The organism is Thiorhodovibrio winogradskyi (genome assembly GCF_036208045.1).
Lineage (GTDB): Bacteria > Pseudomonadota > Gammaproteobacteria > Chromatiales > Chromatiaceae > Thiorhodovibrio > Thiorhodovibrio winogradskyi.
The window spans coordinates 148,795-173,271 of the sequence record NZ_CP121472.1 but is presented as its reverse complement, the minus strand read 5'-3'; the positions used below and the strand labels follow the sequence as shown (position 1 = coordinate 173,271).

Below are 24,477 nucleotides of genomic sequence, written 5' to 3'. Positions count from 1 at the left end.
CGGGGTGGGAGCGTTGGGGGCAGCCCGAAAGGAATTAAGTATACTGTCCCCAGAATTCCATTTACTTTCGTGTGACCGACTACGGCATTGCCGTTATTCGAGTATTGCACGACCGAATGGATGCATCACGACACCTTTAGCTCAATGGATTTGCGCTGTCTCGCCCGTCGCTCTAAAAGCTGCGGCGCCCTACGAGTTAAGTAAACTGTCCCTGGAATTCCTGGTGTCTGTGGCTTGGGTGTCGGCTGTCATGGGGTGATTTTAGCCGATTTGGGGCGGGGTGGGAGCGTTGGGGGCAGCCCGAAAGGAATTAAGTATACTGTCCCCAGAATTCAATTCGACCATTCCCGTGTAGGTTACGGTGCCTCCGGTATACGTGATGTCCCCCGCATTGTCCGAAAAATCGGTATCGACCGGAAAACTGCTTCGCGGCAGGTGATTGAGGTAAATCGTGTTCTCCTGAGGGGGAATGCAGTAACCGAGATACGAGGGAAAGACCTTCACAGGACACTCGAAATCTGCAATTTCCCTGGCCCGGTCCTCAGCCACAAGGTGATCCTCAACCACGTAGATAGTCGGAACAAAGGTTTCGTGGAGAAATATACCGTTGAAGCCAATCGTAATTTCGTCAGCAAGGAGATCCAGGTCAGTTCTCTTAAGACTAGGCCCATTTCCCACAATAAAGACCCGTTTCCTGCCTCGTTTACGTAATATCTCCTTGAGTGCATTCCAGCGCGCTTTTGTCACAGCCTTGTTTTCGGGCTGAACCAGGGAGGCCACATCGCGCAGCCCGGCCACTTGCTCCTTAAGCGGGATCTTATTTGTGGGTAGGTAGATCTCGCCTTTGAATGGGAGTGCGCTGGCCAACTCTGCCCTTACCTGCTGCAAGCGCTTTGGGGAAATCTCGGCCGACTTTGACTCGCCAAGGTTATAGCGGAACCCAGCGAAGCGCTCTCGAATCTCACGCGTCATCGACATCGTGTCCAGCGGATTTGCAATAACAGCAGGATCGCTGCTCTTCGCCGGCCTCGTCGAGCACTGGGCCAATCGGATCTTAGTATTTACTTTGCCTCTATTGAGTCGGTCCAGCCAGAAACGATAGAACGACTGATCGGGATAATTCTTGACCCTTCTCTTGCAAAACTCGATGGCGTCGTCCACTCTTCCACTGTCGAGTATTCGCTTAAAGTGATTTACGTCATGCATTTCGTTTTGTAGTGTCTCGGGCTGAACACAGCCGCGATTAGGAAAACAAGGTTGGAAGCTTGAATATTATTCGTTGGCTATCCATCTCATCGTAAAGGGGACTCTTCTAATCCCAATATTTACATGACGTTTTATTGAACGGTATCCCCAGCGCTTGATCCTTGATTCTCTTCATCTTAATTAATATTCGCATTTTCATTGCGCTTTCGCGTTTTTCACTGGCGCTCCTTGAGATTCATTGCGAATCCGTATCCCGAAGAAATTGCTCCACATCACGCCCAAGCCAAATACCATGGGCGCGGAGCCTGTTCATCGTTTGTTCGACATCCAGCGCAAAACCGGCACGTTTCGCCTTGGCCAGAACCCCGATCGACCCAGTGACAGTGAGTCCATTCAGGCGTGCGACCCGTCGGCCCAGTTTTTCGTCGATACAGACACGCGGTATCTGCAATTGCATCGCGGCTTGTATGACAGCCGCCTCGCCGATATCCAGTGTATTCCGCAGAAAAAGCGCGACAGATTGCGGATGCCTGAGTGTCTCCATCCAGTCAGAGGACAACACGTCGCCCGTACCCGGCGCATCCTGACCGCCGGCCTGGATTTCCCGCATGACTTCGTGCGGGATGATCACACGGTCGTACAGAACACGCAGTACATCAAGGCTCCCTGTCGCCACCGACAAGGTGATCAATGGTGTCGTATTGACGACCACGGATCTCGATGCTTCAGGCATTTTCAACATCCGCTTGCAGCGCTTCCCGATCAAGATCGATCATCGGTACGCCAAAGTCACTCAACCGCATCAAAAACCGCACGCGCTCGATACCAACCAGTTGCGCGGCCATACCGGACGAGAGCTTACCCATTTCATAGAGCTTCGTCGCCATCGCCATCTTGGCTTGATAGTCAAATTCTTCCGGCGTGCAGTGAATGGCGTCGGGCCATTGCGATGGATAGTCGATGGTGAGTTGCATGTTAGTGCGTCACAGGCTCCAGCAGATCCTCGGCCTGAGCCTCGCGAAAGGCCTCAAGGGCGCCGCGCAGGATCTCGGCCTTTGAGAAGGGGTTGGTGGTGTAGGTCATCAGATCTATTCAGCCACTCGCTTCCGGCCAATAGCCTTCATCCAACAACTGCTCGGCAGAAAACGGACAGGCCGCCGGGAACCGGGTTTCCGGCAGACCGGTCTCGCCGGCGGCGAGCAAGGTGGCGCTGAGGTAACTGTCCTCTAGGTCTGCCGCGAAACGCGGTTTCAAGCTGGGGCTGTCGAGCATGAGTTCTTGGAGCTGCTTGCGTTGCTCGCGGATGGTCCCGATCCAGCTCGGGCTACGATGGTCTGGCTGGTGGGCATATTTCAGCAAATGGGCGAGCAGGATGACGGTGCGACTGCGCAAGGCGCGCTTTTCCCGCTTGCCCATGTCTTCCAGTTCCTCAGACAGATGTTCGACATCGATCTGCTGCCATTGGCCCGCGCGCAGTAGGCGCGCCTGGTCGGCAAACCAGAGGTAGTAGTCCTGGTCGTAGGCTGATGCTGTGTTCATCTGTTAGCCCTTTCCGCAAGCCGTTTCAACCCAAAAACCCCCGCCAGCCCTGCTGGTCGAACAGGGGTTGGAAGCTGTCGATCATGCCTAGCATGGGGGGGCAGGTGACCAGGACCTTGGCGGCAGTGCTCATGCGTGCTCCAGCAAGTGGCGGGCGGCGACGACGGCGAAATCCCAGTCGGCCGGGGTGTCGATGTCGATCGATGCGAACTTGGGACTCTCGTACAGCATCGATTGTTGGCCGGTGCGGGGTTTGAAGGCAGACATGGGTGGAGGTTGTACCGGATCGGTTTGCTCAGGATGGATAGCGCAGTTTCGAAAAGTTTCGTCCCTGGGCAATCACCGCCCTTTCAACCTCTGCTGCGGAGTTGATCCAGCCTTTACCTTCCAGAAACTGGAGAAAGGCACGCGTGCTGATCTTGCGGCAGTTATCGGGGACAAGAAAACTCGCTTTGCCGCCTGATAGTGATGGTAGGTTCGAGTGGTCATGATCGACACGCGGTTCGCTTCTACCCAGTCATGGATCGCTTCACTGCTCGGAGTCGAGTAACGGGTGACCTCGTGCAGCACCATATCGACGATTCGTACCGGCCAGTTCGGCTTGAGCAATAGATCAAGTGCTTGCCCGTAAGCCAGCGTGATGAGCGGCCCAGCATCTGGCAACAGGACGACAGGTGTCGAATTGGACACGGCATCTGTCATTTGCTCAGCGCGTTGAGTTCCGCCACCATTGCCTTCGTCGCGGCGTCTGACAGGCGCGGCATCGGTAAGCGAGCCTGCGCCATCAACAAAAACAAGTCCTCTTCCGTATCGATGCCCAAGACACGCATCGCCTTAAGATCGTCGATGCGCCCCAAGGAGAAATCGAGCAGAGTGCGGTAGTTCTGATTGCCCAGCGCTTCAGAGGCTTCGAAGGTCTCAACAAGATAACGCAATTCAACATTGAACATGGCGTTGACTGAGGTCTCCGCCTTGGCTGCAATCACCTCGGCACGCTGAAGCAGGTCGCGATCAACCACACCGGTAAAATTGACTGTCGCCATCAGTGGTCTCCTTACTTTTTTAGGGAATTGAAAGGCTGGCTTCAGCCAAAAAACCCGCCAGCTTGCTGATCGCGATCTCACTGGTGCGCGCCACCGCATCCGCCGTATTGGACGCATTATGCGACCCAAACACACACCTCGGATGCTGCCGCAACGACGACGCCGCCGGCAAAGGCTCGACCTCGAACACATCCAAGGCCGCTGAATAGACTTGGCCCGTCTCCAGCGCCGCCTCCAACGCCGGTTCATCGATCACCGGCCCGCGCCCGACATTCACCACCCGCAGCCCCGGCTTGGCCAACGCCAAGGCCTCGGCATTGACCAGATGCCGACTGAAGGCAGTGAGCGCACAAGTCTTCATTGGCTTGGGAGCTCTAGACGATCGAATTCAGCCTCGACCTTTTCAATGACTTCAAAAAATAGATCGCACGCTTGCTGTGCGGCCAGCAGACTGTGCAAAAAAGTTTGGGCATCGTCCATGTATTCATGCACCAAGGCGTTGCGCAGTTTGCGAGCGGCAATAAAGGCGTCTGCATTGGTCAGTAGGCCCAATTTTTCGGCCGTGGCCAGGTTGTCGAGCAGCGTTTTACTGGTTTCTCCGACCAAGGCCGCCATGCGTGGCAGCAGTTTTTCGCCAAGATGATCCTGAAGTCTGCCAAAGCGGCTGACAAAGGCTTCGACTTTTTCGGTCAACTCGGGTTGCTCATCCAAGCGTTGCACCCAGGCAAGATCAATGGGCAACGCAAACAGGGTGGTTTGGCTGTAGCGCAGGTGCTTGGCCTTTTTGCGCGCCAAATCGAGCGCTAGCCGCGCCGGTTGTGCCTGTTCGGGAAGATATTTGAGGCTCATAGCGGGATGCCGGCTTGGCGTGCATGCTCCAGCACGGGGGCTGGAGGGGTTGCGCTGTCTTTGAGCAGAACATCGATTTTCCGGTCGCCCAACTGACGGATCAATGCCACGTAGATGTCACCAGCCGTGGTGGCTCGGTTGGTCAGCCTTTGGTCGGTTTCAAACAACAGATCAATGTCTCCGCCTTTTTTTGCATCATCCACACGCGAGCCAAACAGGATGACCCGGGTCCCTTCACCCAGCACCGCCTGTGCGGTTTGCTTGATGGCGGCAATTTGTTCTTCGGTCAGGCGCATGGCAGAAAGCAAGCGTTCAAAGGTCTCAAGATCCGCCCGGCCTTGCCGGCCTGGAACACCGCGCGGGGGGCGGGGTCATCGCCGATGATCCAGCCGTCAGGCTGGGGCACCAGGTCGATCAGTTCCTCGACTGAGAGGGTCTGCACCACCTTGGGGGCGGTGACCTGCCAGCCCTGCTGGTCGAACAGGGGTTGGAAGCTGTCGATCATGCCGAGCATGGGGGGGCAGGTGACCAGGACCTTGGGTAACGCGCTCATGCGGTCTGCTCCAGCAGGTGGCGGGCGGCGACGACGCGGGGCTTGGCGGTGGGCTCTGTGATGGGGCTGTTCATCAGGCCGCTTGGCTCCATTCGTTCGTTGTGCTGTTGTCGGCCTCGGCGTCCAGCTCATCGGCGGGTAGCCGACCATGGTTGACCAGCAGGGTGGTGACGGCCTGTTCCGAGACCTGAAACTGGTGGGCGGCCTCTTCGCGCGCTTCTTCTGAGTGATCGCCGGCGAGCATCGCCTCGAGGGCGGCAAAGGGGCACAGCAGCTCTGCGGCAAAGGCGCGTTGAAACTTCTGCCGATAGGTGTGGCTGGCGGTGGCGAGCAGGAGCGGTTCGCGCGCGCCGATGCTGAGCCAGTCGCCAAGGAGGCGCGCAAGCTCGAAACGGCGGCCGGTTGGCCAACGCGAGCGCAGCACCAGATGCCCTTCGGGCTGGTCGGCTGGCTGTAAGCCAAAGGCGAGATCGGGGGCGCTGTGCGGGTCGGTCAGCAGGCGGGGTGTGACCGCACACCAGTGCGCCAGTTGGGCGTTGGAGACCGTCTCGGCGGTGATCCGCTCGCGCGTGCGAAAGGCGCGCGCGGCTTGATCGCCTTGGTGCCAGGCGGGGGTGCGGGCGGCGGTGTTGAAGGTGTCCGGCGCGAGGGGCGAGACGCGATCGGTGGCCTTGGAGGCATAGCCGTTGTCTTTGGCCCATTGGCGCAAGCGCTCGTGGCCGGGGAGCGCGCGCTGGGGCCGGTGGGCGGCGGCGAGTTCGAGCAGTGCGTCTTCTCCCAGGCGTTGGGTTTCGTTCAGGAGCGCTGCGATGAGTGCCTCGGGGGCGTCGTCGGGATCATAGCCGAGGAGCGCTTCCAGTCGCCGGCGCAGGGACTGCCGGGGATCTTGGCGCTCTTGCTGGAGGCGCTGCCAGAGGGCATCGAGATTGGTGTCTTCGCGGATGCCGCTGGCGCGCAGGCGCTCGCGCATCTGCTCGATGAAGTGGGCGATGGCCTGGCTGACCTGAGGGGTCGGCAGGATGAGCGTCTCGTCGGCGGTACTGCGATAGCTCGCCTGCCCTTGGGGATGGCTTGGCTTGGCGATGAGGGCGGTGCGGGCGCGATCCGAGAAGATGCTGAGATTGGGCCAGATGTAGCCGGCGCCGACGCTGTCGAGCTGGTGGGCGAAGCGCCAGTCGGGGGTGATCTGCGTCGGCTTGGACTCTTCGGTGAGGCGCCACCAGTTCCAGGCCAGCCATTCGGCGAGCGGGTAGCCGGAGACGCGCGGGCCGGCCTGCAGCCGGTGGCTGAAGCCGTCGATGCCTTCGCTCAGCAGGCGTTCGCCGTGACGGATGGCAAGCTGACCATAGCAGGCACGTTCCTCCGGGTCGCCTTCGGTGAGGGGCGGCAGTTGGGTGGCGTCGATGGTCAGGCTGAGTGGGGTCATTGCCGACGGGTCCATTCGTCGAGGACGTATTGGCGCATGGTCTTTTCATGGTCTCGATCAAGTCGGTAGCCATGATAGCCGTTGCGGTCGATTTTTGCCTCGTAGGCTTCGCCGTCTTGGTCGACGCTCCAGATGAACTTGGGCAGTTGTCCCGCCGGGCAGGCGCTGATCATGCCGAGGCGGATGCCGTTGGCCATGAGCTGCGCGGCCTCCTGGCGGCGGATGATGCGGAGGTCATCGCAGAGGGATTTGTGCGGGCGGGGATTGCCGGGCGGATGAAAGCCATAGTCGACCGCCTTGTGCTTGTGCAGGGCGCTGCCGACATAGCGCGCCCGTGCCAGCAGATCGGCTTGCTCAGCGGCGCTGAGCTGCCCTGGAGGGGCGATGCGGCGCTTGGGATTGTTGGGTTGCTGGGTGCGGGGCATTGGCGGAAGCGGCGTTTGAATTGTTTCAGTCTGTTGGTGGTGTGGGTCATCAGATCCATTTAGCCACTCGCTTCCGGCCAATAGCCTTCATCCAGCAACTGATCGGCAGAAAACGGACAGGTCGCCGGGAACCGGTTTTCCGGCAGACCGGTCTCGCCGGCGGCGAGCAAGGTGGCGCTGAGGTCACTGTCCTCTAGGTCTGCCGCGAAACGCGGTTCCAAGCTGGGGCTGTCGAGCATGAGTTCTTGGAGTTGCTTGCTGATCGCGATCTCACTGGTGCGCACCACCGCATCCGCCGTACTGGATGCATGATGCGACCCAAACACGCAGCTTGGGTGCCTACGCATCGACGCAGACAACTGTTATCTCGCGAAACTCTAATGCAAAATCCCCAGTGACCGGGACAATGGCCAGTTTTTTTTCGCAATGGTCAACGAACAACCCAGCGGTTCGATAAAGATTCGGACACATCGTATGCAGGGTATTAAAATGCTCGGCAATCGCCACATAGTCGATCTCGTAGCGATGTGCAGCGAGATTGCGTACAGTGCGCAAGGCTTGCCATGTCTCAATGGAGTCCAATACCGCCACTTTCTCATAATAGGCCAGCACCTTCAAAAAGCTCTCCGTACTCTCACCCAGTAGCACAGCGGCATGGCGCATCGCTGCCCCCAGGGTGTCTTGCAGTTTCGCGAAACGCTCGTTGAACGCCGCCAGCGCATCAAACAGCATGGTCTCTTTTTTTCGCGCCTGAAGCGATGATCCTTCGAGTGGCCAATCAATCCGCAAGCCGGCGGCATGCAGAAAATAAACGCAACGCTGGATGGCTTCGAGCAATTGCGCTAAATGTGTCTTTTCTGCATCGAGTAGAGATTTGGCGTTCATAACGGTTGTCCGCATTCGATGGCGATTCGCTGAAAGGGCGTCGGTGGCAAAGCGGTATGGTACGCAATGATATCGACCGGTAGCGCCAGGGTCTGCTCCAACGCGCTCTTGATCCTTGCGCGCTCAAGGAGCCCGATGGGCTGGCTCGATTGAAGGAGCAGATCGATATCACCCCCCTTTCGGTCATCGAGCAATCTCGAACCGTAAAGAATCGTGCGGGTATCCTGCCCGCCGATCTGTTCGACGGTTTGCTTGATGATGTCGATTTGCTTTGGTGTTAGCCGCATTTTATCCGCTGACTGCTGCCAAAAACCCCGCCAATTTCCCAATCGCAATCTCACTGGTGCGCGCCACCGCATCCGCCGTATTGGACGCATTATGCGACCCAAACACGCACCTCGGATGCTGCCGCAACGACGACGCCGCCGGCAAGGGCTCGACCTCGAATACATCCAAGGCCGCTGAATAGACCTGCCCCGTCTCCAGCGCCGCCTCCAACGCCCGTTCATCGATCACCGGCCCGCGCCCGACATTCACCACCCGCAGCCCCGGCTTGGCCAACGCCAAGGCCTCTGCATTCACCAGATGCCGACTCGATTCGGTGAGCACACAGGTCACGACCAGAAAATCCGCCTCCTCCAACCGCTGCGGCCAGGGCGCACGCTCCACTGCCGCCAACTCAGGCGCCTCCGCGGCAAAGGGATCATAGGCTAGGACCCGCATCCCCGCCGCCAACATCCGCTGCGCCGCATGCCGACCGATATCGCCCAACCCCACCAGCGCGACCGTCTTACCCGCCAGCGAGATGCCGCGCGGCTTCGGCCAGTGCCCTGCCCGCACCGCTCGATCGATCTCGAAGGTCTCACGCGCCAGGGCGATGACATAGCCCATGGCCACATCCGCCACCTCGGCGCCAAACATGTTGGGCGTATTGGTGATGGGAATCCCCAGCGCCTTGCAGGCGGCGAAATCGACGTTATCGACCCCGATGCCCTACTTCACCGCCGCCTTGAGCCGCCCGGCCTGGCCGGCCTCGAAGACCGCGCGGGTGGCGGGGTCGTCGCCGATGATCCAGCCGTCGTGCTGGGGCAGGAGTTCGATCAGCTCCTCGACCGAGAGGGTCTGCACCACCTTGGGGGCGGTGACCTGCCAGCCCTGCTGGTCGAACAGGGGTTGGAAGCTGTCGATCATGCCGAGCATCGGCGGACAAGTGACCAGCACCTTGGGTAACGCGCTCATGCGGTCTGCTCCAGCAAATGACGGGCGGCGACGATGGCGAAATCCCAATCGGCTGGGGTATCGATGTCGATGGACTCGAACTGGGCGCTCTCATACATCATCGGCTGCTTGCCGATGCGGGCCTGGGTCTTGGCGAAGCTGTCGCGGGTGAAGAGGTAGAGGTTGGAGTTTTCTTCGAACCAGGGTTCCAGATCCTGGGTGCGGATGAGGTTGTCCGGGTCGTGGTTCACCGGCGAGCAGTCGGCGCGGTAGAAACGGGTCTGGATCTTGTCGACGCTGAACAGGGAATCGGCGCGACTCTCGGTCTGAGCGGCGCGGAAGGCCTCAAGGGCGCCGCGCACCGTCTCGGCCTTCATCAGCGGGTTGGTGGTGTGGGTCATCAGGTCGATGTCGGCGGGGACCTGGGCGACATCATCGGCGAGGACCAGATTCATCGACACGAAATCGCCGCGGATCTCGGGTTTGCGGTCGCGGATGCGGATGCGGTCGCTGTCGACCAGGCCATGGCTGGCGAGGATGTCGCGGGCATCGGTGTTGATGACGATCTGATCGATGTCCTCGACGCTGAGCAGGGTGTCGAGCATCCAGCGAAACAGCGGCTTGCCGCAGAAGTCGCGAAAGTTCTTGCCGCTGACGCGGGCGCTGTGCGCCTTCATGGGCAGCGGGGCGACGATGCGGGGTTTAGATGCGCTGGGGTCGGGGGACTTGGTCATGGGCGTTATTCCGGGAAAAAGTATTTTTCTTTTTCCGCGTGCGAGAGTTTGCGGTGTTCGTGGTTGCCTTTGTAAACGTCCAGGTACTGCTGCCAGCGGTAGCGCAGAATGTCGAGTGCATGACTGGCTAGCGTACCAGCGCGATGGGCGCTGGCCAAGTCGCGCGCGACGCTGGAGGCGATGTAGCGCAGGGCATCGAGGGCGCTGACATGGATGTGCGGCATGATGCGTTGCAGGGCGATGGCTTCGCGCTCGAAACGGCGTTGGATTTGCGGCCAGCTTTCCTGGTGGTAATGGTAGACAGCGGCCTCGGGGACATAGATCACCGCGCCGCCTTCCCTCACCAGGCGCTGGGCCAGTTCCATGTCTTCGAGACCGGTGAGATCTTCGTTGAAGCGCAGGCGCTGCCAGTCGCGGTAGCACAGGGCGGCGTTGGCGTTGTTGCAGAAGAAGTCTTTCTGACCATTGCCAGCTTGTTCGGGAAAGTATTTGGCGAAGATGCGCTGTTCGCTGCAGTGACAGTGCGCGCCGCCGAGTTGGCGCCCGAAGCTGTAAGGAAAACTCATCGCGGCTGATGGGCAGGATGCGGCAGCCGTGGCGCTCGGCAATGGCGAGGGTGGCGTCGGTGGAGCCGGAGTCGACAATGATGACCTCGTGGCCCAGACCCTGGGTGTCTTGGGTGGCGATGGCGCTGAGCAGGGCGTCGAGGTGTTGGGCCTCGTTAAGGGTGCGGATGATGAGGCTTAAGCGCACCTCGGCGAGGTTGAGCGCGCTGGGTTGCAGCAGCAGGCTGAACGGGGGGCGCTGGCGCTGATAGACGGCGCGGATCTCCGCCGGGGTGGTCTCGTTGGCGGCGAACATGTCCCAGTGGGTGGCGACCACCTGCTGGACGCCGATTTCCTCGGCCAGGCCGAAGGCTTCGCGCTCGATCTCCGGGTGCGCAGCCGGGATGGCGCGCACGCGCAGGGTTGGGCTGAGTGTGCTCCAGCACTCTTCGGCGCGGCGCAGACGGTCGTCGGCAAGGCCCCAGCGGGCGAGGATGGCGAGCACCGGTTGCGGCGCGAGGAACTGGGCCTGCGGCGAGGCGGCGGCGAGCTGGGGGATGGTGTGCGGGTCGCAGTGGTCGATGTGCGCGTGGGTGAGCAGCACCCAGTCGGCATCGGTGACGCGCTGCGGCGGGAAGGGGATTGGGACCAGGCGCTTGAGGTCGGGCGCGTCGAGTTCTTCGACCGAATTGGAGAGGTAGGGGTCGAGATAGAGCGTGGTGCCGGGGAATTGGAGCTTGCAGCCGGATTGACCGAGCATCCGCAGCGGGATGCGCAGGCTGGGGCTTTTTGCTCCCAAGGCGAGATCGGTACTGGATGCCGGATGGGTCATGGCAGAAAATCTTCCAGGCTGCGGCCTTGTCGTAAACCAGCGACTTGACCGAAATGCGCATCAAGGCTCAGTAAGGCGGCGCCGTGTTCGAGCGCGCTGGCGGCAATCCAGAGATCGTTGGCAGGAATCGGCTGACCTTTCCGCCGCAAATCGACATAAACCAATGCGTAACTGTCAGCGGTTTTCGCGGTGATCGGTAGCACACTGACCCGGGGCGACCGCAGAAATTGCGCCAGTTCGGCGCGATTCTTCGCTTCTCGCGACCCAGCGGCGAATCCGCCAAGCAGTTCGCCCAAAACGACACTATTGAGATAAAGCGTCTCGGCATGAGCCAAAACCTCGATGATCGCGCGTTCGCCGCGCATAAAGGCGGCATAGGCGTTGGTATCGATGAGGATCGGGCGCATTGGGCTATGGCCACTGATCGGGATCAACGCGACCAAAACCTTCCGTCGCCGCCAGAAATTCCGCCGCTTCTTCTGGCGTCCAGGCGCCGGCCAACTGATCGAGGTCGTCGTGGCGGTGCGTCATTGGTTGGTCGGAAACTTGCTCAAGCCCTTGCTGAATCCATCGCAAAACCAGGGCATTGACGCTTGCGCCTTCTTGTGTGGCTTTCGATTGGAGCACGGCAAGCGCCTCTGGCGCGAGTCCGCTGATACTCAGATTGGCCATCTGTTCACCTTGCGGGAGTGTGTTCAATTGGTTAGTCGGGATCATACAACTGCCCCGCGATGCCGCCGTCAAGGCCGATGCAACTGCCGCTTAAAAAGGCCATGTCGCCAGCGGCGAGCGCCAGCGCGAGGCGGGCGACTTCTTCGGGCTGGCCGATGCGCTGTTGCGGGTGGCAGTCGGCGAGTCGTTGGTAGAGCGCGGGCTGGCCCTCGAAGCCGGCGCGCAGCATGGGGGTGTCGATGGCGGCGGGTTCGATGGCGTTGACGCGGATGCGCGGGCCAAGGTCAACCGCCAGGGCGCGGGTGAGTCCGGCGAGCGCGGCCTTGCTGGTGGCATAGGCGACGAAGCGGCGCTTGGTGAGTCGGGCGTGGATGCTGCCGATGTTGATGACGCTGCCTTGGGCGGCTTCCAGCTCCGGGAGCAGGGCTTGGGTGAGCAGGAAGGGCGCGGTGAGGTTGACGTTGAGGGTTTGTTGCCAGTCGGCGCGGCTGAGGGTGTCTGTTGGCGCGAGGATTTGGGTGGCGGCGTTGTTGATGAGGACGGATAAGCCCTGGCCTTGCAGCCGCGCGCGGATGTCGGTGATGAAGGCATCGGCGGCGTCCGAGTCTTGGACGATGCGGTTGAGATCGGCGCGCCGGTAGTGGGCGCAGCGCAGATCCGCCGGTTGCTCGCCGAGGTCGGTGGCGATGACCTGGTAGCCGGCTTGGTGGAAGGCGGTGACCAGGGCGCGGCCAATGCCGCCGGTGGCGCCGGTTATTAGACAGTTGCCTGCATCGGAGTTAGACGCTGTAGCCATAATCAATGAGCCATTGACGCGCATGCTGGGTAATTTTTGCTGCGTCACCGCCAAGCGTTTGTTGAAAACTACATCTCCGCTCTGGATCGGTGATATGGGTCGGGCTTAGCAGTGTGATGTCATATTTGTCAGTTGGCAGGGAGTGAACTTCTTGAGTGATGCGATCTACATCGCAATTTGTCAGACCAACGCTTGCCAAGATGCCTGCAATGACAGCGCTCGGATGTTTCATGAACGATTCGTATCGAAACTCACAGCCAGATGCTTCTCGCCAAATTTCATGGAGTTGCCGGTTATATTTTGCATATTCAACCGTTCCAAGCTTTTTGAATAAATCAAAATTGCGTCATTTTGCTGATGCAATGGTATCTCTAAGGTCGCGCACGGTCGTGAAGACGTAATCTGCCCTTAATTTGATGTCGTCACGCAGCTCATGGGTTTTTATTAGCAAGACCGGCGTTTTACTCATATTATCAAGATCAATATTCTCTGAATAGCCGCTATTAAAATTGATACCGCTCTCTTTAAGAGCTAATCGCAATACATTGAACAGAGCAGTAGAGCCTGAGTGCCGCATACCGGCAACAACGATAATGGTCGCTTTACCTTGTGCTAGACGTGCATGCAAATCAACTGTGTAACGAACATTGCATAATTCGGTGTAAGGCTGCGTTAAGAAAGCCGAAACATCCTTGTGCTGAAGTGAACTGCAAAAGGCGGGCGGTTTTTTGGCGACACGCGACTGCACGCACAGCGACCGCCGGATATCGCTCACCAGGGATTGATCGGCAGGATCAGTCAGGAAAGCCGTTGCGCGTCGAGGTTGTCGAGTCGGCCTCGGATCAGGCGCTGGGCCAGTTCATTGCGGTCGAGCGCGGGGGCTTGGCGCAGTTGGTCGAGCGCCGCCTTGGTGTGACCTTGCCGTGCGTGCTGCTCGGCAAGGTCGAGGGTGTTAGAAGTCAGGGACAAATTCATGCGACGGCTCCCGACGCGGCGATGCGAAAGAGTTGGCGATAATCGGCTTTCTCGAACACGGCACAGGCGCCATCAAGGGTCGCATCAAGAATCCGCCGCCCGACCCGTTCATATTCCGCGCGGGCAAGCCGATAGGATTCCTCCGAGTGCGCGAGGTCGGGATTGTCCCAGGTCTGCCCGCCGCCGAAATACGCGGGGCTGAAATGATTGGGGTCGGGGCCATCGAGCACCCGCGCCTCATTGGGAGCGCCGCTGTATTGGTAGCGGTGGTCGAGGCCGATCAGCACCACCTCGGAGAAGCCCAGGTAGTAGGCGATTTGCAGCGCGGCATGGGTGACCGTCCAGCCCTCATGCACGCCCTCGGCGGCGATGTCGCGACAGAAGCCGGGGCCTTTAATGCCCTGGTGGTCGATCTGATAGGCGTGGGTGCGGATGAGGTGCGTCAGGGCGTTTTCCGCCAGCAGTCCGTGCGCGCCGGCCTGGCTGATGAACTTAACACAGTTGAGCGCCTTGATCTGCGCGGTGGCCTGTTCGATCACCTTGCGATTGACGGCGACATAATAACGCGGATAAAACCGAAAGCGCTTGAAACCGAGAAAAATTTTGTTCATGCCAATGCAAGTTTCGCGCTTGAGGAAGCCAAGGTCCATGTTGTTCAGCGAGGGGCCATTGGCGATGAGCACGCAGCGCTCGCCGGCGTGGCGGTCTTTGAGATCGGACAGCCGGGTTGTTCGATGTGGGGAGTTCAAGGGGTCAGTCACCGGTGGCTTTGAGCGGGTCGGCTGCGATGCAGACCATCCTCAGCGCCCATCCTCCCGCGCCATCGGCACAGCATGCCCATGCGCCTTCAACAACGCATAGCGCCGCGCGCTCTGAAGATCCTCCGCCACCATCTCCGCGACCATCTCCTGCACCGTAATCTCCGGTACCCAACCCAGCCGCTCGCGGGCGCGGGTCGGATCTCCCAGCAGGGTCTCAACCTCGGCGGGGCGGAAGTAGCGCGGATCCACCCGGACGATGATGTCGCCGACCTTGAGCGCCGGAGCGATCTCAGGATCCGCAATGGCGGTGACGCGGGCGTGCTCCTCGACGCCCTGGCCCTGGAACGCCAGACGGATCCCCAGCTCGGCGGCGCTCCATTCAACAAACTGGCGCACCGAGTATTGCTTGCCGGTGGCGATGACGAAGTCTTCGGGCTGCTCCTGCTGGAGCATCAGCCATTGCATGCGCACATAATCCTTGGCATGGCCCCAGTCGCGCAACGCGTCCATGTTGCCCAGATACAGGCACTGCTCCAGCCCCTGGGCAATGTTGGCTAGGGCGCGGGTGATCTTGCGGGTGACGAAGGTCTCACCGCGGTTATTATTATTGGAGGTGTCGGTCAGGTCGCCATCGTGCAGGACGAAGTGCTGGTCGCGCTGGTGCGGGTCTTCGTAGAGATGATCGACGCGCTGGGTGTTGAACAGCGAGGCGCGGCGCTTGATGCCGTGGACCTGGTAGCCCTTCTCCAGCAGGAATTCGGCCAGGTAGCTGCCGTCTTGGCCGGTGATGCCGGTGATGAGGGCGGTTTTTGGCGCTGCTTTTGGCTTTGTGTTGGGGACTGGCTGTTTCATGCGCGGGTCTCGGGTCGTTCGCGGTCGTCGTCGCGGGCGATCGGGATCGCATGGCCATGCGCCTTGAGCTGGGCGAGCCAGGCGTCGCCGTCGGGGCTGAGCAGGAGCTGATCCCCCAGCTCCTCGAGTTGGTCGAGATCGCTGATCTGGGCCAGTAGGGGCTGACTCTGCTCGGCGATCTCGGGGCTGAAGCGGCGACGGGCTTGTCGCGTCAAGAGGTGCCGAGTCGCTTCGCGGCCTTGCTCGAGGCCTTGCTGCTTCCATTGCTCGGTCCAGGGTTCGACGTTGTCGGCTAGCATGTGATAGACCTCGCTGAGATCAGTCATGGGGGTGACAGATACCCCGGGTAGACGTTTGGGCAGGAACACCCGAGCGAACCAGACGGCAAAGGCACGGCGCAGGCTGCTTTGCTCGGGTTCTTTGAGCCAGTCAACCAGGGCGTGCAGGATGGCTAGCGCGTCCTCGGCGCTGCGGCTGGCTTCGAGACGAAAGAGCGCGGCACTGAGGTTGCGAGTCGGCGCCTGTTCGGCCTGTGCCAGGCGTTGCTCGTCGAGCAGCAGATAGGCTTGCCGCGGGCGATACTCGTTCAGGCCGGGTGGCGCGCGTTCGATCAGGGGCTCAAGGGTCTGGGCGGCGTTCCACACTTGGCTGCCATTGTAGAGCACGATGGGCAGCACCGGGGGCAAGCGTCCGTTGGCACTGAGCTGCTCGGCGCGAATGAGGTCTTGATAGAGCAGCCCGAGGTAGGTCTGGATGCGCACCGCCATCCAGGGGTCGATGGTGGATTGGAATTCGAGCAGCAGGTACAGGTACAGCCAGTCTTGGCCCCAGCGCAGGCGCCAGATGAGGTCGTCGGCGCGGTCGCGCAGGTCGTCGGTGACGTAGCTGCCGCTGCAGCGCTCGAGCGTGCTGAGATCGAGGCGGTGCACCCAATCGCCAGGGACGAAGCCGGTGAGCAGGTCGCGCACCATGGCGGCGTGGCCATAGAGGAGCTTATAGCCGCTGTCGTGGCTCGGCTCGCGCCGACGCTGGGGATTGGGGTGGGGCGGTGATGTCATGCGATGCGGGCGGTTTTTGGCCCTGGGCCGGAAGCGGGCTGTTTCATGCGCGGATCTCCTGAAGATGCTCACCAAACCAGGCGTAGGTCTGCCGCAGGCCGGCCTCGAGCGCGTAGTGCGCGCGCCAGCCCAGCGCGTGGAGCCGCGCGACATCAAGCAGCTTGCGCGGCGGGCCGTCGGGTTTGCTCGGGTCGAAGCGCAGTTGCCCCTGGTAGCCGGTGACGCGGGCGATGGTCTCGGCCAGCTCGCGAATGGTGACATCGACCCCGGTGCCGACATTGATGTGTGAGCACATGGGTTGGGTGTTGGCCTGATAGGTGGCGCGCTCGAGCCTGAGCACATGCAGGCAGGCAGCGGCCATGTCATCGACATGGAGGAATTCGCGCTTGGGCGTGCCGCTGCCCCAGATGACCACCTCGGGAGCCTTTGCTTGCGTGGCCTCGTGGAAGCGTCTGAGCAATGCCGGAATCACATGGCTGTGCTCGGGGTGAAAGTTGTCGCCGGGGCCGTAGAGGTTGGTCGGCATGACGCTGCGGTAGTCGCGCCCGTATTGGCGGTTGTAACTCTCGCACAGCTTGATGCCGGCGGGCTGTTCACATTGGGGGCGATGGCGTAAGGCTCGTTGGTCGGCTCCAGCGGGCCGGTGAGCAGGGCGTCCTCGGCCATGGGCTGCGGGGCGTCGCGCGGGTAGATGCAAGATGAGCCGAGGAACAGCAGTTGTTGAATATCAGCCTGATGGGCGGCGTGGATGAGATTGGCCTCGATCATCAGGTTTTGGTAGATGAACTCCGCCGGCAGGCTGTTGTTGGCCTGAATACCGCCGACCTTGGCGGCGGCGATGATGACCTGGTCGATCTTGTGCTGCTGGAAAAAGGCGTTGACCGCCTGTTGGTTGAGCAAATCCAGCTCGGCGCGACTGGCGGTGAGCAGCTCGGGCTGGTGATGCGCTGGGCGCTCGGCCTGGAGCTGGCGGGCGATGGCGCGGCCGACCATGCCGCGGTGGCCGGCGAGGAAGAGGGTGGGTTTGATCATTTAGTAACCACGAAAATCATCGACGCCATCGCGCCATTTTTGTTGGGTGGCAAGACGCCAGTCCGATGCTTGATGGATAGTCGGGAAGGGTTGCATCGGGTCAGTCGCCAAGCACTTGCGTGAGGAGTTGCGCCAGGTTGTCGTCTGTGAGTGGATAGCGGCCATGGCGCCCGTGCTCTGGGTAGATAAACCAGTGCCATTTTTGTGTGAGGGGCGCCGGGTCGGTTGCTTCGTCTCCCAGCTCAGCGATCAATTTCGCGCGACCGCGCGGCCCCGTGACATCCACCCGACCGAGGGCGCCGATGATGCGCGTGCCTTTGGGTTGCAGCACCAGTTCGCTTGCGCCGATGCGGATGAGCAAGCCAGGGGCTTGGTATTGGCCAAGGTACTCTTCGTTAAGGGGAAATCCGATTTCTTGGAGGTTCTCTCTGGCGACGCCGGCCGCCATCAACTGGTCGCGTATCTGGCTCAGGAGCTGGTTGAGTTCGTCTAGCCATTTGGTTTTGCGGGCGTTCCAGTCCAACGGCGGCATCCTGCGCTGTTGATGGGACTGGATGAGCGCTTCAAGAGTTGTCATGGGTGAATCGACCGATGTGATGCCTGTCGTCATGATGTTGTTGGGCGGGTTCGGCTTGCATGCGGCGGATGAAGTCGAACAATGCGCCCGGCTCGCCGCGCAGGTGGTCTTCATAATAACACCGCGCGCCCTGCGCCAGCCGTTCGGCCAGGGCGCGATCGTGCCACAGGGTGCGCACGGCCTCGGCGAGTTGGGCGGCGCTGGTGGACTCCACCAGCCAGGCGTGCTCGCCATGGCGGGGGCAGAGGTCCGGGTGCCCCTGGGCGAGGATGACCGGGCGGCCCATGGCGAAGTATTCCGGCAGCTTGCTCGGCAGGCGCTGGTCGTTGAAGGGGCCGGGGTCGCCGGATTGGATGAGCAAATCGGCGGCGGCGAGGATCTCCGGCACCTGGGCGCGTTCGACCCAGCCGAGTTCGCGCACCGCCGAGGCCGGGACGGCGGGCATGGGGGTGACGGGGCGAGTGTGGCCGGTGCGCAGCAGCACGGTCGGCAGGCCCTGTTGGTTGAGCCGGGCGAGAGCGCGGTAGAGTTCGGCGACCTCGTGCTGATTGGCGTGGTGAACATTGCCGGTGTAGGCCAGCACGCAGGCCTGATCCGGGATGCCCTGAGCCTGGCGCAGGCGCTGGTTGCGCGGGCGCGGGGCGAACAGGGACTCGTCCACCGGCGCGGGGAGGCGCTGGGCCGGCAGGCGGCGGCGGTTGAAGCGCGCCAGCGGGCTGGCAATCAGCGTGAGGCCATCGGCGCGGTCGAGCAGCCATTGGCCGCGCTGGGGGTGGTAGCGATGGCCGGGGATCAGGCGGTCGAGTTCCGCCAGCGGCAGGCGGGCGAGTTCGGCATAGGGGCGACCGAGGGCGACTTCGGTGAGGTGTTCTTCGTTGTCTTCCAGATGCACCAGCAGACGGGCGCCGGTGGCGCGGCGCAGGGGCTCGACAAGGCGGCGCACGCACTCGCGTGGGGTCCAGGCGTGGATGAGATCGGGGCCGCGCCCGTTGGCGAATCCGCTGGCGGCGGGGTCGCTCAGCACCTGACTGTGGCTGCGGCTGGGCAGCGGGCTTTGATCGCTGGTCGGTTGACCATCGGGGACGGCGACGCGACAGTCGATGCCCTGGGCGCGCAATTGGGCGGCGTGGTGCTGGACGTGATAGCCGCTGTTGCTGTCGAGCGGCATCGGCAGGACGAAGAGGAGGTTGCGCGGGGCGGCGGGCGCTGGCTGGGGGCGCGGGGGGTGCGCCAGATGCTGGGTGCGTGCCTGCCAGTGCTGCTTGAAGTGCTGGTGATTACGGGCGATGCGCGCGCGGGTGCGCTCGGGATCGCGCCGCCGGGTGGTGCTTTCGGCATGTTGCAGGCCGATGGCGCTGAGGCAGCGGCTGCTTTTGCCGAGCGCCTGGTGCATGCGCAGGCAGAGATCAATGTCCTCCAGCCCGTAGTCGTAGGCGGGGCTGAAGCCGCCGAGTTGGTCGAAGTCGGCCTTGCGACACAGCAAAAACGCCCCGGTCACCGCCGGCTGCTCACTGACCGCCGGCGGCGATCCGGCCAAATAGTTCTTCACACTCGGCAGACGAATCTGCCGCGGATGGTGGTAGCCGCGCTCGGCGCTCCAAGGGAAATGGATGCCGAGGTGTTGAATGCCGGGCTCCTGCCCCGGCGGCAGGCCGGCCGGATCATCATCGAGGCGAATGCCGACCAGACCGCAGCGCGGGTCGCGCAGTTGGGCGAGCGCGGGCGGCAGGGCATCGGCGCTGTAGTGGATGTCGTTGTTGAGAAACAGCAGCGTGGGATAGCGCGCCAGGCCGGCGGCGAGGTTACAGGAATCGCTGAAGCTGTAATTGCGCCCGCGCGGCAGGTGCCAGAGATCGAGCTGCGCCTGGTAGCGGGCGAGCACGGCGGCGGTGGGATCCGCGGCGTCGTGCGGGTCGCCGTGATCGACGATGATCAACTCCACCGGCTGTTGGCTGTTGGTGGCGAGAAAGCTGCTCAGCAGGCGCTCCAGCAGCGCGGCGCCGCGCAGGCTGAGGATGATAATGCTCACCCCGTCGCGGGCGCTTGGCTCGGCGCTCAACAGCGCGCGCGGCAGCGGCCCGAGCGCGGGCAGCGCGGCGAGGCGGGCGAAGGCCGGATCGCGCGGCGCGGGGTGATCGCCGTGACGGGTGATGGCTGCGAGCAGGGCTTGCAGCCGCTGGCTGTTGGCCGCCAGGCTGAGTTCGCGGGTGAAGACGGGAGGCGGCGCGGGGTCAGTCTCACCGCTGGGCTGATAGCGCTGCGGATCGCGGGCATGGCGGAGAATCACGCCGCCGTAGCGCTGTTGCAGGGCGCGGTTGGCCACGGTTTGACGCTGCGCAGGATACCATTCACATCGCGCGAGCCGACGTCGAGCAATTGAGCGGGGCCAGCGCGGCACACTCCTGGGTCACTGACCAAGACAGCCACCCACTCACCAAGATCGGAGATCGGGTTGGCGATGATCGGCGTGCCCATGGCCAGGGCGTCGGTGGCTTTGTAGGGCATCTGGTAATGACTCGCGGGCACGGCCGGATCCAGCCACAGGATCACCACATCCGCGGCCAGGTTCATCCGCGCCATGCCGGTGCGATCTTGCGCCGGCAGCACCCGCACCCGCGCCCCCGGCTCGCGGGCCAGGCTTGCGAGGCGTTCCTGCTCCGGGCTGGGGCGCGAGGCGATAAAGAGCAACCGATAGCGCCGGTCGTCCAGGTGCTCCAGCAGTCGCAGCAGCTCATAGACCCCCTTGTGCTCGCGCAGCAGACCGCCGAACAGAATCACCCGATCCTCCGGTCCATAGCCCAGCTCGGCGCGCAGGGCGTCGCGCTGGTAGCAAGCCGGGTCATACACGAGCTCGTCTTTGATGTTGCGCATCGTCAGGCAGCGGTGTTCAAAATGCGCGTCCAACGCCCGATTGTGCGTGAACACAACCGGCAGTTCGCGCGCCAGCGGATCAAGCAACTGCGCCCAGCGCTCGCTGTAAGGATTGCGCAACGCCGGGTCGGACCAATCCATGGTCTCCAGCGCCAGCGGCTCGTGGCGCACGGGGCCGGCCCGGCTTGGGCGCCCAGGCGATTCACCACGGTTTCCAGATCATTCACCTCCAACACCAGCGGCACCCCGGTGCGGCGGTTGGCCAGTAACGCCAGCCCCAGGCTCGGCAAACGCGGCTTGACCACATAGAGCACCTCGGCATCGCGCAGGGCCTCGAGCGCGGCGTCCAGGCGCGCGAAAAAGTCCGGAAACGGACTGCCGGGCCGCACCCACAGCGGGCCGGGCAAGGGGGCGGAGCGCAGCGGCTCAAACACCCCTTCGTTGAAGAAATCGAAGCTCAGCAATTGCACCTGGTGCTCATCACGCAGAGCCTCGGCCAGGGCGAAGGGTTTGGAGAAGTGATTGCGACCGCTGTCCCACGACAGAATATGCAGACGCCGGGGCGGATGTGGCCTCTGGCGTGGCGGCCCCTGGTCGAGCATCTGTTGGAGCTGCGCGCGCACCCGCTGTTCCGCCGACCGATCCGCCGCCTGCACCTGGGTAATCTGCCCGACATGCGGGTCGCGCAGATACAAATTCAGCGGATGCGGCCAGTAGAGCGGATCGCGCAGCCAGCTGTATGTCAGGATCAGGGCATAATCCTGCAGCCGCACCAGGGATTCATCAAAACCGCCCAGGCAGGCGAACAGCTCGCGGCGATGCACAAAGGCGTTCAGGTCGATAAAGTTGCGCTGCAGCAGGGCTTCGGGATCAAACACCCGCCCGCTGAAGCGCTCCAGTCTCACCTGCCCCGCCGGCAACAAGCGACAGTCCAGATAGTCCATATACAGCGCCGAGCGCCCGGGCTGCGCTTGCAGCAGGGCCACAGCGGTGGCGAGATAGTCCGGATGCCACAGGTTGTCGGTGTCCAGATAGGCGATCAGCGCCCCGCGCGCCCGACGCAGACCCTGATTGCGCGCTGCCGCCGCGCCCTGCTTGGGCAGGGCAAGGTAATGCACCCGCGCATCAGCCACCCGCGCCACCACGGCGGCGGTGTGATCGGTGCTGCCGTCATCACACACCCACAGCTCCCAATGCCCATAGCGCTGCTCCAGCACCGAGGCGATGGCCTCAGTGATGAGCGTGGCGCGGTTGTGGCTGAGCATGATCACGCTGACCAGCGGCGGCTGTGCCTCCCCGGTGGCGCACCAGCATCCCGGCGCCGCCGCCAACAGCGCCGCTACTGCCTGTTCCGCGGCGGCGATGGCGGCGGGCAAGGCGGGCGGTTCCTGCTCCAGCCGCAGGGTGCGCAGTCGCTGGGCGAAGTGACTGGTGGCGGGCAGGGCGCGATACAGCCGATCGAGTCCGGTGGATGGCGCGACCTCGTCGCCCTGGCGCGCCAGCCGCCGCCAGGCCAGACGCAGGTTGGCGCGAATCAGCGGTGCCAGCGCCGGCCGCTCGGCGAGTGCCTGCTGGTAATAGGCCACCGCCGCGCGCGCATCCCCCGCGCGCAGCGCTTGATTGCCTAGTTTGAGTGCGCTGGACAGCTTGACCTCCGGGTGTCCCGTTGCACCCCCGTTGTCGCAAGGGGCGATTTCACCACCCGCTCATTCTACTGTCACGCTCTTGGCCAAATTGCGTGGCATATCCACATCATTCCCCAGCCGGATGGCGATCTCCATCGCCAGCAGTTGCACCACCACCAGCATCTCGAAGAACTCCAGCATCGGATGATCGTAGGGGCGGATCTGGATGATGTCGTCGGCCAGCTCGAAGTCTTCGGTGGTGATGGCGATGAGGGTGGCATCGCGCGCGGAGAGCTCTTCGACGTTGCTCTTGACCTTCTCATAAAAGGTGCTGCGCGCCATCAGGGCGATGGTGAACAGTTCGGCGTCGGCCAGGGCGATGGGGTCGTGCTTCATCTCCCCGGCGGGGTCGCCTTCGGCGTGCAGGTAGCTGATCTCCTTGAGCTTGAGCGCGCCTTCCAGGGCCAGCGGATAGAACAGGTCGCGGCCGATGAAGAAGAAGCCGTGGCCGTGGAGATAGCGCTTGGAGAGCCGGTGCAGACGCTCGTGCACCCGAGGCTGCACCTGCATCACGTTCAAGACCGCGCGCAGGGCGGTCAGCTCGCGGGCGTGGCGCTCGCCGCTCAGCACCGCGCGCGCCTGGCCCCAGTACAGGGCCAATAGCCAGAGGGTGAGCACCTGCGCCGAGAAGGCCTTGGTCGAGGCGACGCCCTTTTCGATGCCGGCGCGCAGCAGCAGGGTGCGCTCGGCCTCGCGCACGATGGAGCTATTATCGACATTGCACAGCGCCAGGGTGGCGAGTCCCTGCGCCTTGGCCAGCTTGATCGCCTCCAGGGTGTCGGCGGTCTCGCCGGACTGGGAGATCACCACAAACAGGCCGTTCGGGTCCAACACCGGCTCGCGATAGCGGAACTCGCTGGCAATCTCCACCCGCGCCGGTACCCGCGCCAGGCGCTCGAGCAGATAACTGCCAGTGAGCGCGGCATGGTAGCTGGTGCCACAGGCGCAGAGGGTGACCGAGGAGATGGGCCGCAGCCAGTCGGCCTCCAGCTCATCGAGCCGGACGGCCTGTTCGCCCAGGCGCCCGGTGAGGATGTCCGCCAGCACCCGGGGCTGTTCGTAGATCTCCTTCTCCATGAAGTAGCGATAGCCTTCCTTGCGCGCCGCCAGGCTGCTGGCGGGCAGCGGCTTGGGCGCAAGCTCCGCGGGCGAGCCGTCGGCGGCGAACAGGGTCAAGCCCTCGGCCGTGGCCACGCCCCAGTGGCCGTCGTCCAGATACAGGGTCTGGCTGCAGCCCCCAACCAAGGGCGCATCGGAGGAGGCGAAGTGACAGCCGTCCTCGGCAAAGCCCAGTTGCAGCGGCGAGCCCTTGCGGGCAAAGAAGATCCGGCCCGGCGCGGTCTCGCTGACCAACAAAATGGCGTAGGCGCCGTGCAGGGCGTCGAGGGTGGCGCGGAAGGCGGCCAGTGTTAGATCGACGGTTGGATCACCGGTTGCACCAGCGGCTGGATCAGCAGCGCTGGACGGGGTCTCGGCGCGCTGATCCAAGGCGGGCTCAGCCTGCGCCGCCCAAGTGGCCAAGTGGCGCTCGAACAGATGAACAATCACCTCGCTATCGGTCTGGCTCAGGAACGGCGTCTCGACCGCCTCGCGCAGAGCGACATAGTTCTCGATGATGCCGTTGTGCACCACCTGGCTGTGGGTCAGGCCATGGGGATGGGCATTGGCTTCGGTCGGCTTGACGTGGGTGGCCCAGCGGGTGTGGCCGATGGCGGTGACCGGACCGCTGGACTCGAAGTCGCCGAGCTTGGCGGCGAGGTTGTCGAGCTTGCCAACGGCCTTGAAGCAGCGCAGCCCCTCGGGTTGCAGCACGGCGACGCCGGCCGAGTCGTAGCCGCGATATTCCAGCTCGCGCAGACCGTGCAGCAGGCGCGCGACGGCGGGTTGGGTGCCGATGTAGCCGACGATGCAGCACATCGTTGTGATCCTCGTCGTGATCGCAG

General features: G+C 62.6%; 34 protein-coding genes and 2 pseudogenes. All 36 read right to left on the bottom strand.

Annotated features, from left to right (window positions below; genetic code table 11):
- Positions 1-261: 261 nt before the first annotated feature.
- Positions 262-1,161: a hypothetical protein gene (locus Thiowin_RS00915; RefSeq protein ID WP_328985883.1), complete on the bottom strand. Its 900-nt coding sequence runs from the start codon at positions 1,159-1,161 to the stop codon at positions 262-264.
- A 280-nt stretch (positions 1,162-1,441) separates the two neighbouring features.
- Positions 1,442-1,939: a DUF3368 domain-containing protein gene (locus Thiowin_RS00910; RefSeq protein WP_328985882.1), complete on the bottom strand. Its 498-nt coding sequence runs from the start codon at positions 1,937-1,939 to the stop codon at positions 1,442-1,444.
- On the bottom strand, positions 1,932-2,180 hold the full coding sequence (locus Thiowin_RS00905; protein WP_328985881.1) for a UPF0175 family protein: 249 nt from the start codon (positions 2,178-2,180) through the stop codon (positions 1,932-1,934). Before Thiowin_RS00905 ends, Thiowin_RS00910 begins: the two co-directional genes overlap by 8 nt.
- Before the next feature lie 118 nt (positions 2,181-2,298).
- A complete protein-coding gene (locus Thiowin_RS00900; RefSeq protein WP_328985880.1) occupies positions 2,299-2,745 on the bottom strand; it encodes a DUF29 domain-containing protein in 447 nt (148 codons plus the stop codon).
- A gap of 129 nt (positions 2,746-2,874) precedes the next feature.
- Positions 2,875-3,012, bottom strand: coding sequence for a hypothetical protein (locus Thiowin_RS00895; RefSeq protein ID WP_328985878.1), 138 nt, complete (start codon positions 3,010-3,012; stop codon positions 2,875-2,877).
- Positions 3,013-3,084: 72 nt separating this feature from the next.
- Positions 3,085-3,447: a hypothetical protein gene (locus Thiowin_RS00890; RefSeq protein WP_328985877.1), complete on the bottom strand. Its 363-nt coding sequence runs from the start codon at positions 3,445-3,447 to the stop codon at positions 3,085-3,087.
- Complete coding sequence (locus tag Thiowin_RS00885; RefSeq protein WP_328985876.1) at positions 3,444-3,788, bottom strand: hypothetical protein; 345 nt, start codon at positions 3,786-3,788, stop codon at positions 3,444-3,446. Before Thiowin_RS00885 ends, Thiowin_RS00890 begins: the two co-directional genes overlap by 4 nt.
- Positions 3,789-3,807: 19 nt before the next feature.
- Entirely contained in the window at positions 3,808-4,149 is a 342-nt protein-coding gene (locus Thiowin_RS00880; RefSeq protein ID WP_328985875.1) for an NAD(P)-dependent oxidoreductase, read from the bottom strand.
- The gene (locus Thiowin_RS00875) at positions 4,146-4,637 is read right to left on the bottom strand and encodes a hypothetical protein (RefSeq protein ID WP_328985874.1); all 492 of its coding nucleotides are present in this window, start codon (positions 4,635-4,637) and stop codon (positions 4,146-4,148) included. The genes Thiowin_RS00880 and Thiowin_RS00875 overlap by 4 nt, the downstream gene beginning before the upstream one ends.
- A complete protein-coding gene (locus tag Thiowin_RS00870; protein WP_328985873.1) occupies positions 4,634-4,933 on the bottom strand; it encodes a nucleotidyltransferase domain-containing protein in 300 nt (99 codons plus the stop codon). Before Thiowin_RS00870 ends, Thiowin_RS00875 begins: the two co-directional genes overlap by 4 nt.
- Positions 4,924-5,190 carry a Rossmann-fold NAD(P)-binding domain-containing protein gene (locus Thiowin_RS00865; RefSeq protein ID WP_328985872.1) on the bottom strand — a complete coding sequence of 89 codons (267 nt, stop codon included), beginning with the start codon at positions 5,188-5,190 and terminating at the stop codon, positions 4,924-4,926. The genes Thiowin_RS00870 and Thiowin_RS00865 overlap by 10 nt, the downstream gene beginning before the upstream one ends.
- A gap of 73 nt (positions 5,191-5,263) precedes the next feature.
- Positions 5,264-6,616, bottom strand: a complete 1,353-nt coding sequence (locus tag Thiowin_RS00860) for an ImmA/IrrE family metallo-endopeptidase (RefSeq protein WP_328985871.1) — start codon at positions 6,614-6,616, stop codon at positions 5,264-5,266.
- Complete coding sequence (locus Thiowin_RS00855; RefSeq protein WP_328985870.1) at positions 6,613-7,041, bottom strand: hypothetical protein; 429 nt, start codon at positions 7,039-7,041, stop codon at positions 6,613-6,615. Before Thiowin_RS00855 ends, Thiowin_RS00860 begins: the two co-directional genes overlap by 4 nt.
- A 59-nt stretch (positions 7,042-7,100) precedes the next feature.
- On the bottom strand, positions 7,101-7,388 hold the full coding sequence (locus tag Thiowin_RS00850) for a DUF29 family protein (RefSeq protein WP_328985869.1): 288 nt from the start codon (positions 7,386-7,388) through the stop codon (positions 7,101-7,103).
- Positions 7,381-7,926: a hypothetical protein gene (locus tag Thiowin_RS00845; RefSeq protein ID WP_328985868.1), complete on the bottom strand. Its 546-nt coding sequence runs from the start codon at positions 7,924-7,926 to the stop codon at positions 7,381-7,383. Before Thiowin_RS00845 ends, Thiowin_RS00850 begins: the two co-directional genes overlap by 8 nt.
- Positions 7,923-8,213, bottom strand: a complete 291-nt coding sequence (locus Thiowin_RS00840; RefSeq protein ID WP_328985867.1) for a nucleotidyltransferase domain-containing protein — start codon at positions 8,211-8,213, stop codon at positions 7,923-7,925. The genes Thiowin_RS00845 and Thiowin_RS00840 overlap by 4 nt, the downstream gene beginning before the upstream one ends.
- A gap of 1 nt (position 8,214) precedes the next feature.
- Complete coding sequence (locus Thiowin_RS00835; RefSeq protein WP_408034254.1) at positions 8,215-8,865, bottom strand: NAD(P)-dependent oxidoreductase; 651 nt, start codon at positions 8,863-8,865, stop codon at positions 8,215-8,217.
- 54 nt (positions 8,866-8,919) lie between these two features.
- Positions 8,920-9,165, bottom strand: a complete 246-nt coding sequence (locus Thiowin_RS00830) for a Rossmann-fold NAD(P)-binding domain-containing protein (protein ID WP_328985866.1) — start codon at positions 9,163-9,165, stop codon at positions 8,920-8,922.
- Positions 9,162-9,878 carry an acylneuraminate cytidylyltransferase family protein gene (locus tag Thiowin_RS00825; RefSeq protein WP_328985865.1) on the bottom strand — a complete coding sequence of 239 codons (717 nt, stop codon included), beginning with the start codon at positions 9,876-9,878 and terminating at the stop codon, positions 9,162-9,164. Before Thiowin_RS00825 ends, Thiowin_RS00830 begins: the two co-directional genes overlap by 4 nt.
- 5 nt (positions 9,879-9,883) lie before the next feature.
- The gene (locus Thiowin_RS00820) at positions 9,884-10,444 is read right to left on the bottom strand and encodes a glycosyltransferase family 2 protein (RefSeq protein WP_328985864.1); all 561 of its coding nucleotides are present in this window, start codon (positions 10,442-10,444) and stop codon (positions 9,884-9,886) included.
- 76 nt (positions 10,445-10,520) lie between these two features.
- Positions 10,521-11,183: pseudogene (locus Thiowin_RS25125) on the bottom strand (MBL fold metallo-hydrolase); the annotation flags it as partial.
- Between the two features lie 68 nt (positions 11,184-11,251).
- Positions 11,252-11,662, bottom strand: a complete 411-nt coding sequence (locus Thiowin_RS00805; protein ID WP_328985861.1) for a type II toxin-antitoxin system VapC family toxin — start codon at positions 11,660-11,662, stop codon at positions 11,252-11,254.
- A 4-nt stretch (positions 11,663-11,666) separates the two neighbouring features.
- Entirely contained in the window at positions 11,667-11,927 is a 261-nt protein-coding gene (locus tag Thiowin_RS00800; RefSeq protein ID WP_328985860.1) for a hypothetical protein, read from the bottom strand.
- Positions 11,928-11,958: 31 nt separating this feature from the next.
- Entirely contained in the window at positions 11,959-12,723 is a 765-nt protein-coding gene (locus Thiowin_RS00795) for an SDR family NAD(P)-dependent oxidoreductase (RefSeq protein WP_328985859.1), read from the bottom strand.
- On the bottom strand, positions 12,707-12,955 hold the full coding sequence (locus Thiowin_RS00790) for a hypothetical protein (RefSeq protein ID WP_328985858.1): 249 nt from the start codon (positions 12,953-12,955) through the stop codon (positions 12,707-12,709). The genes Thiowin_RS00795 and Thiowin_RS00790 overlap by 17 nt, the downstream gene beginning before the upstream one ends.
- A gap of 114 nt (positions 12,956-13,069) precedes the next feature.
- Positions 13,070-13,498 (bottom strand): hypothetical protein, encoded by a 429-nt coding sequence (locus Thiowin_RS00785; protein ID WP_328985857.1) that lies wholly within the window; start codon positions 13,496-13,498, stop codon positions 13,070-13,072.
- 23 nt (positions 13,499-13,521) lie between these two features.
- On the bottom strand, positions 13,522-13,698 hold the full coding sequence (locus tag Thiowin_RS00780) for a hypothetical protein (protein WP_328985856.1): 177 nt from the start codon (positions 13,696-13,698) through the stop codon (positions 13,522-13,524).
- Positions 13,695-14,447, bottom strand: a complete 753-nt coding sequence (locus Thiowin_RS00775; protein ID WP_328985855.1) for a 6-hydroxymethylpterin diphosphokinase MptE-like protein — start codon at positions 14,445-14,447, stop codon at positions 13,695-13,697. Before Thiowin_RS00775 ends, Thiowin_RS00780 begins: the two co-directional genes overlap by 4 nt.
- Before the next feature lie 51 nt (positions 14,448-14,498).
- The gene (locus Thiowin_RS00770; RefSeq protein ID WP_328985854.1) at positions 14,499-15,311 is read right to left on the bottom strand and encodes a GDP-mannose 4,6-dehydratase; all 813 of its coding nucleotides are present in this window, start codon (positions 15,309-15,311) and stop codon (positions 14,499-14,501) included.
- Positions 15,308-16,369 carry an Rpn family recombination-promoting nuclease/putative transposase gene (locus Thiowin_RS00765; RefSeq protein WP_328985853.1) on the bottom strand — a complete coding sequence of 354 codons (1,062 nt, stop codon included), beginning with the start codon at positions 16,367-16,369 and terminating at the stop codon, positions 15,308-15,310. The genes Thiowin_RS00770 and Thiowin_RS00765 overlap by 4 nt, the downstream gene beginning before the upstream one ends.
- A gap of 43 nt (positions 16,370-16,412) precedes the next feature.
- Positions 16,413-17,401, bottom strand: a pseudogene (locus Thiowin_RS00760) (GDP-L-fucose synthase family protein).
- 100 nt (positions 17,402-17,501) lie between these two features.
- A complete protein-coding gene (locus Thiowin_RS00755; RefSeq protein WP_328985852.1) occupies positions 17,502-17,978 on the bottom strand; it encodes a hypothetical protein in 477 nt (158 codons plus the stop codon).
- A complete protein-coding gene (locus tag Thiowin_RS00750; protein WP_328985851.1) occupies positions 17,965-20,301 on the bottom strand; it encodes a glycosyltransferase in 2,337 nt (778 codons plus the stop codon). The genes Thiowin_RS00755 and Thiowin_RS00750 overlap by 14 nt, the downstream gene beginning before the upstream one ends.
- The gene (locus Thiowin_RS00745) at positions 20,262-20,849 is read right to left on the bottom strand and encodes a glycosyltransferase (RefSeq protein WP_328985850.1); all 588 of its coding nucleotides are present in this window, start codon (positions 20,847-20,849) and stop codon (positions 20,262-20,264) included. The genes Thiowin_RS00750 and Thiowin_RS00745 overlap by 40 nt, the downstream gene beginning before the upstream one ends.
- 2 nt (positions 20,850-20,851) lie before the next feature.
- Entirely contained in the window at positions 20,852-22,435 is a 1,584-nt protein-coding gene (locus Thiowin_RS00740; protein ID WP_328985849.1) for a glycosyltransferase family 2 protein, read from the bottom strand.
- Between the two features lie 120 nt (positions 22,436-22,555).
- Entirely contained in the window at positions 22,556-24,451 is a 1,896-nt protein-coding gene (glmS, locus tag Thiowin_RS00735) for a glutamine--fructose-6-phosphate transaminase (isomerizing) (protein ID WP_328985847.1), read from the bottom strand.
- Positions 24,452-24,477 lie beyond the last annotated feature (26 nt).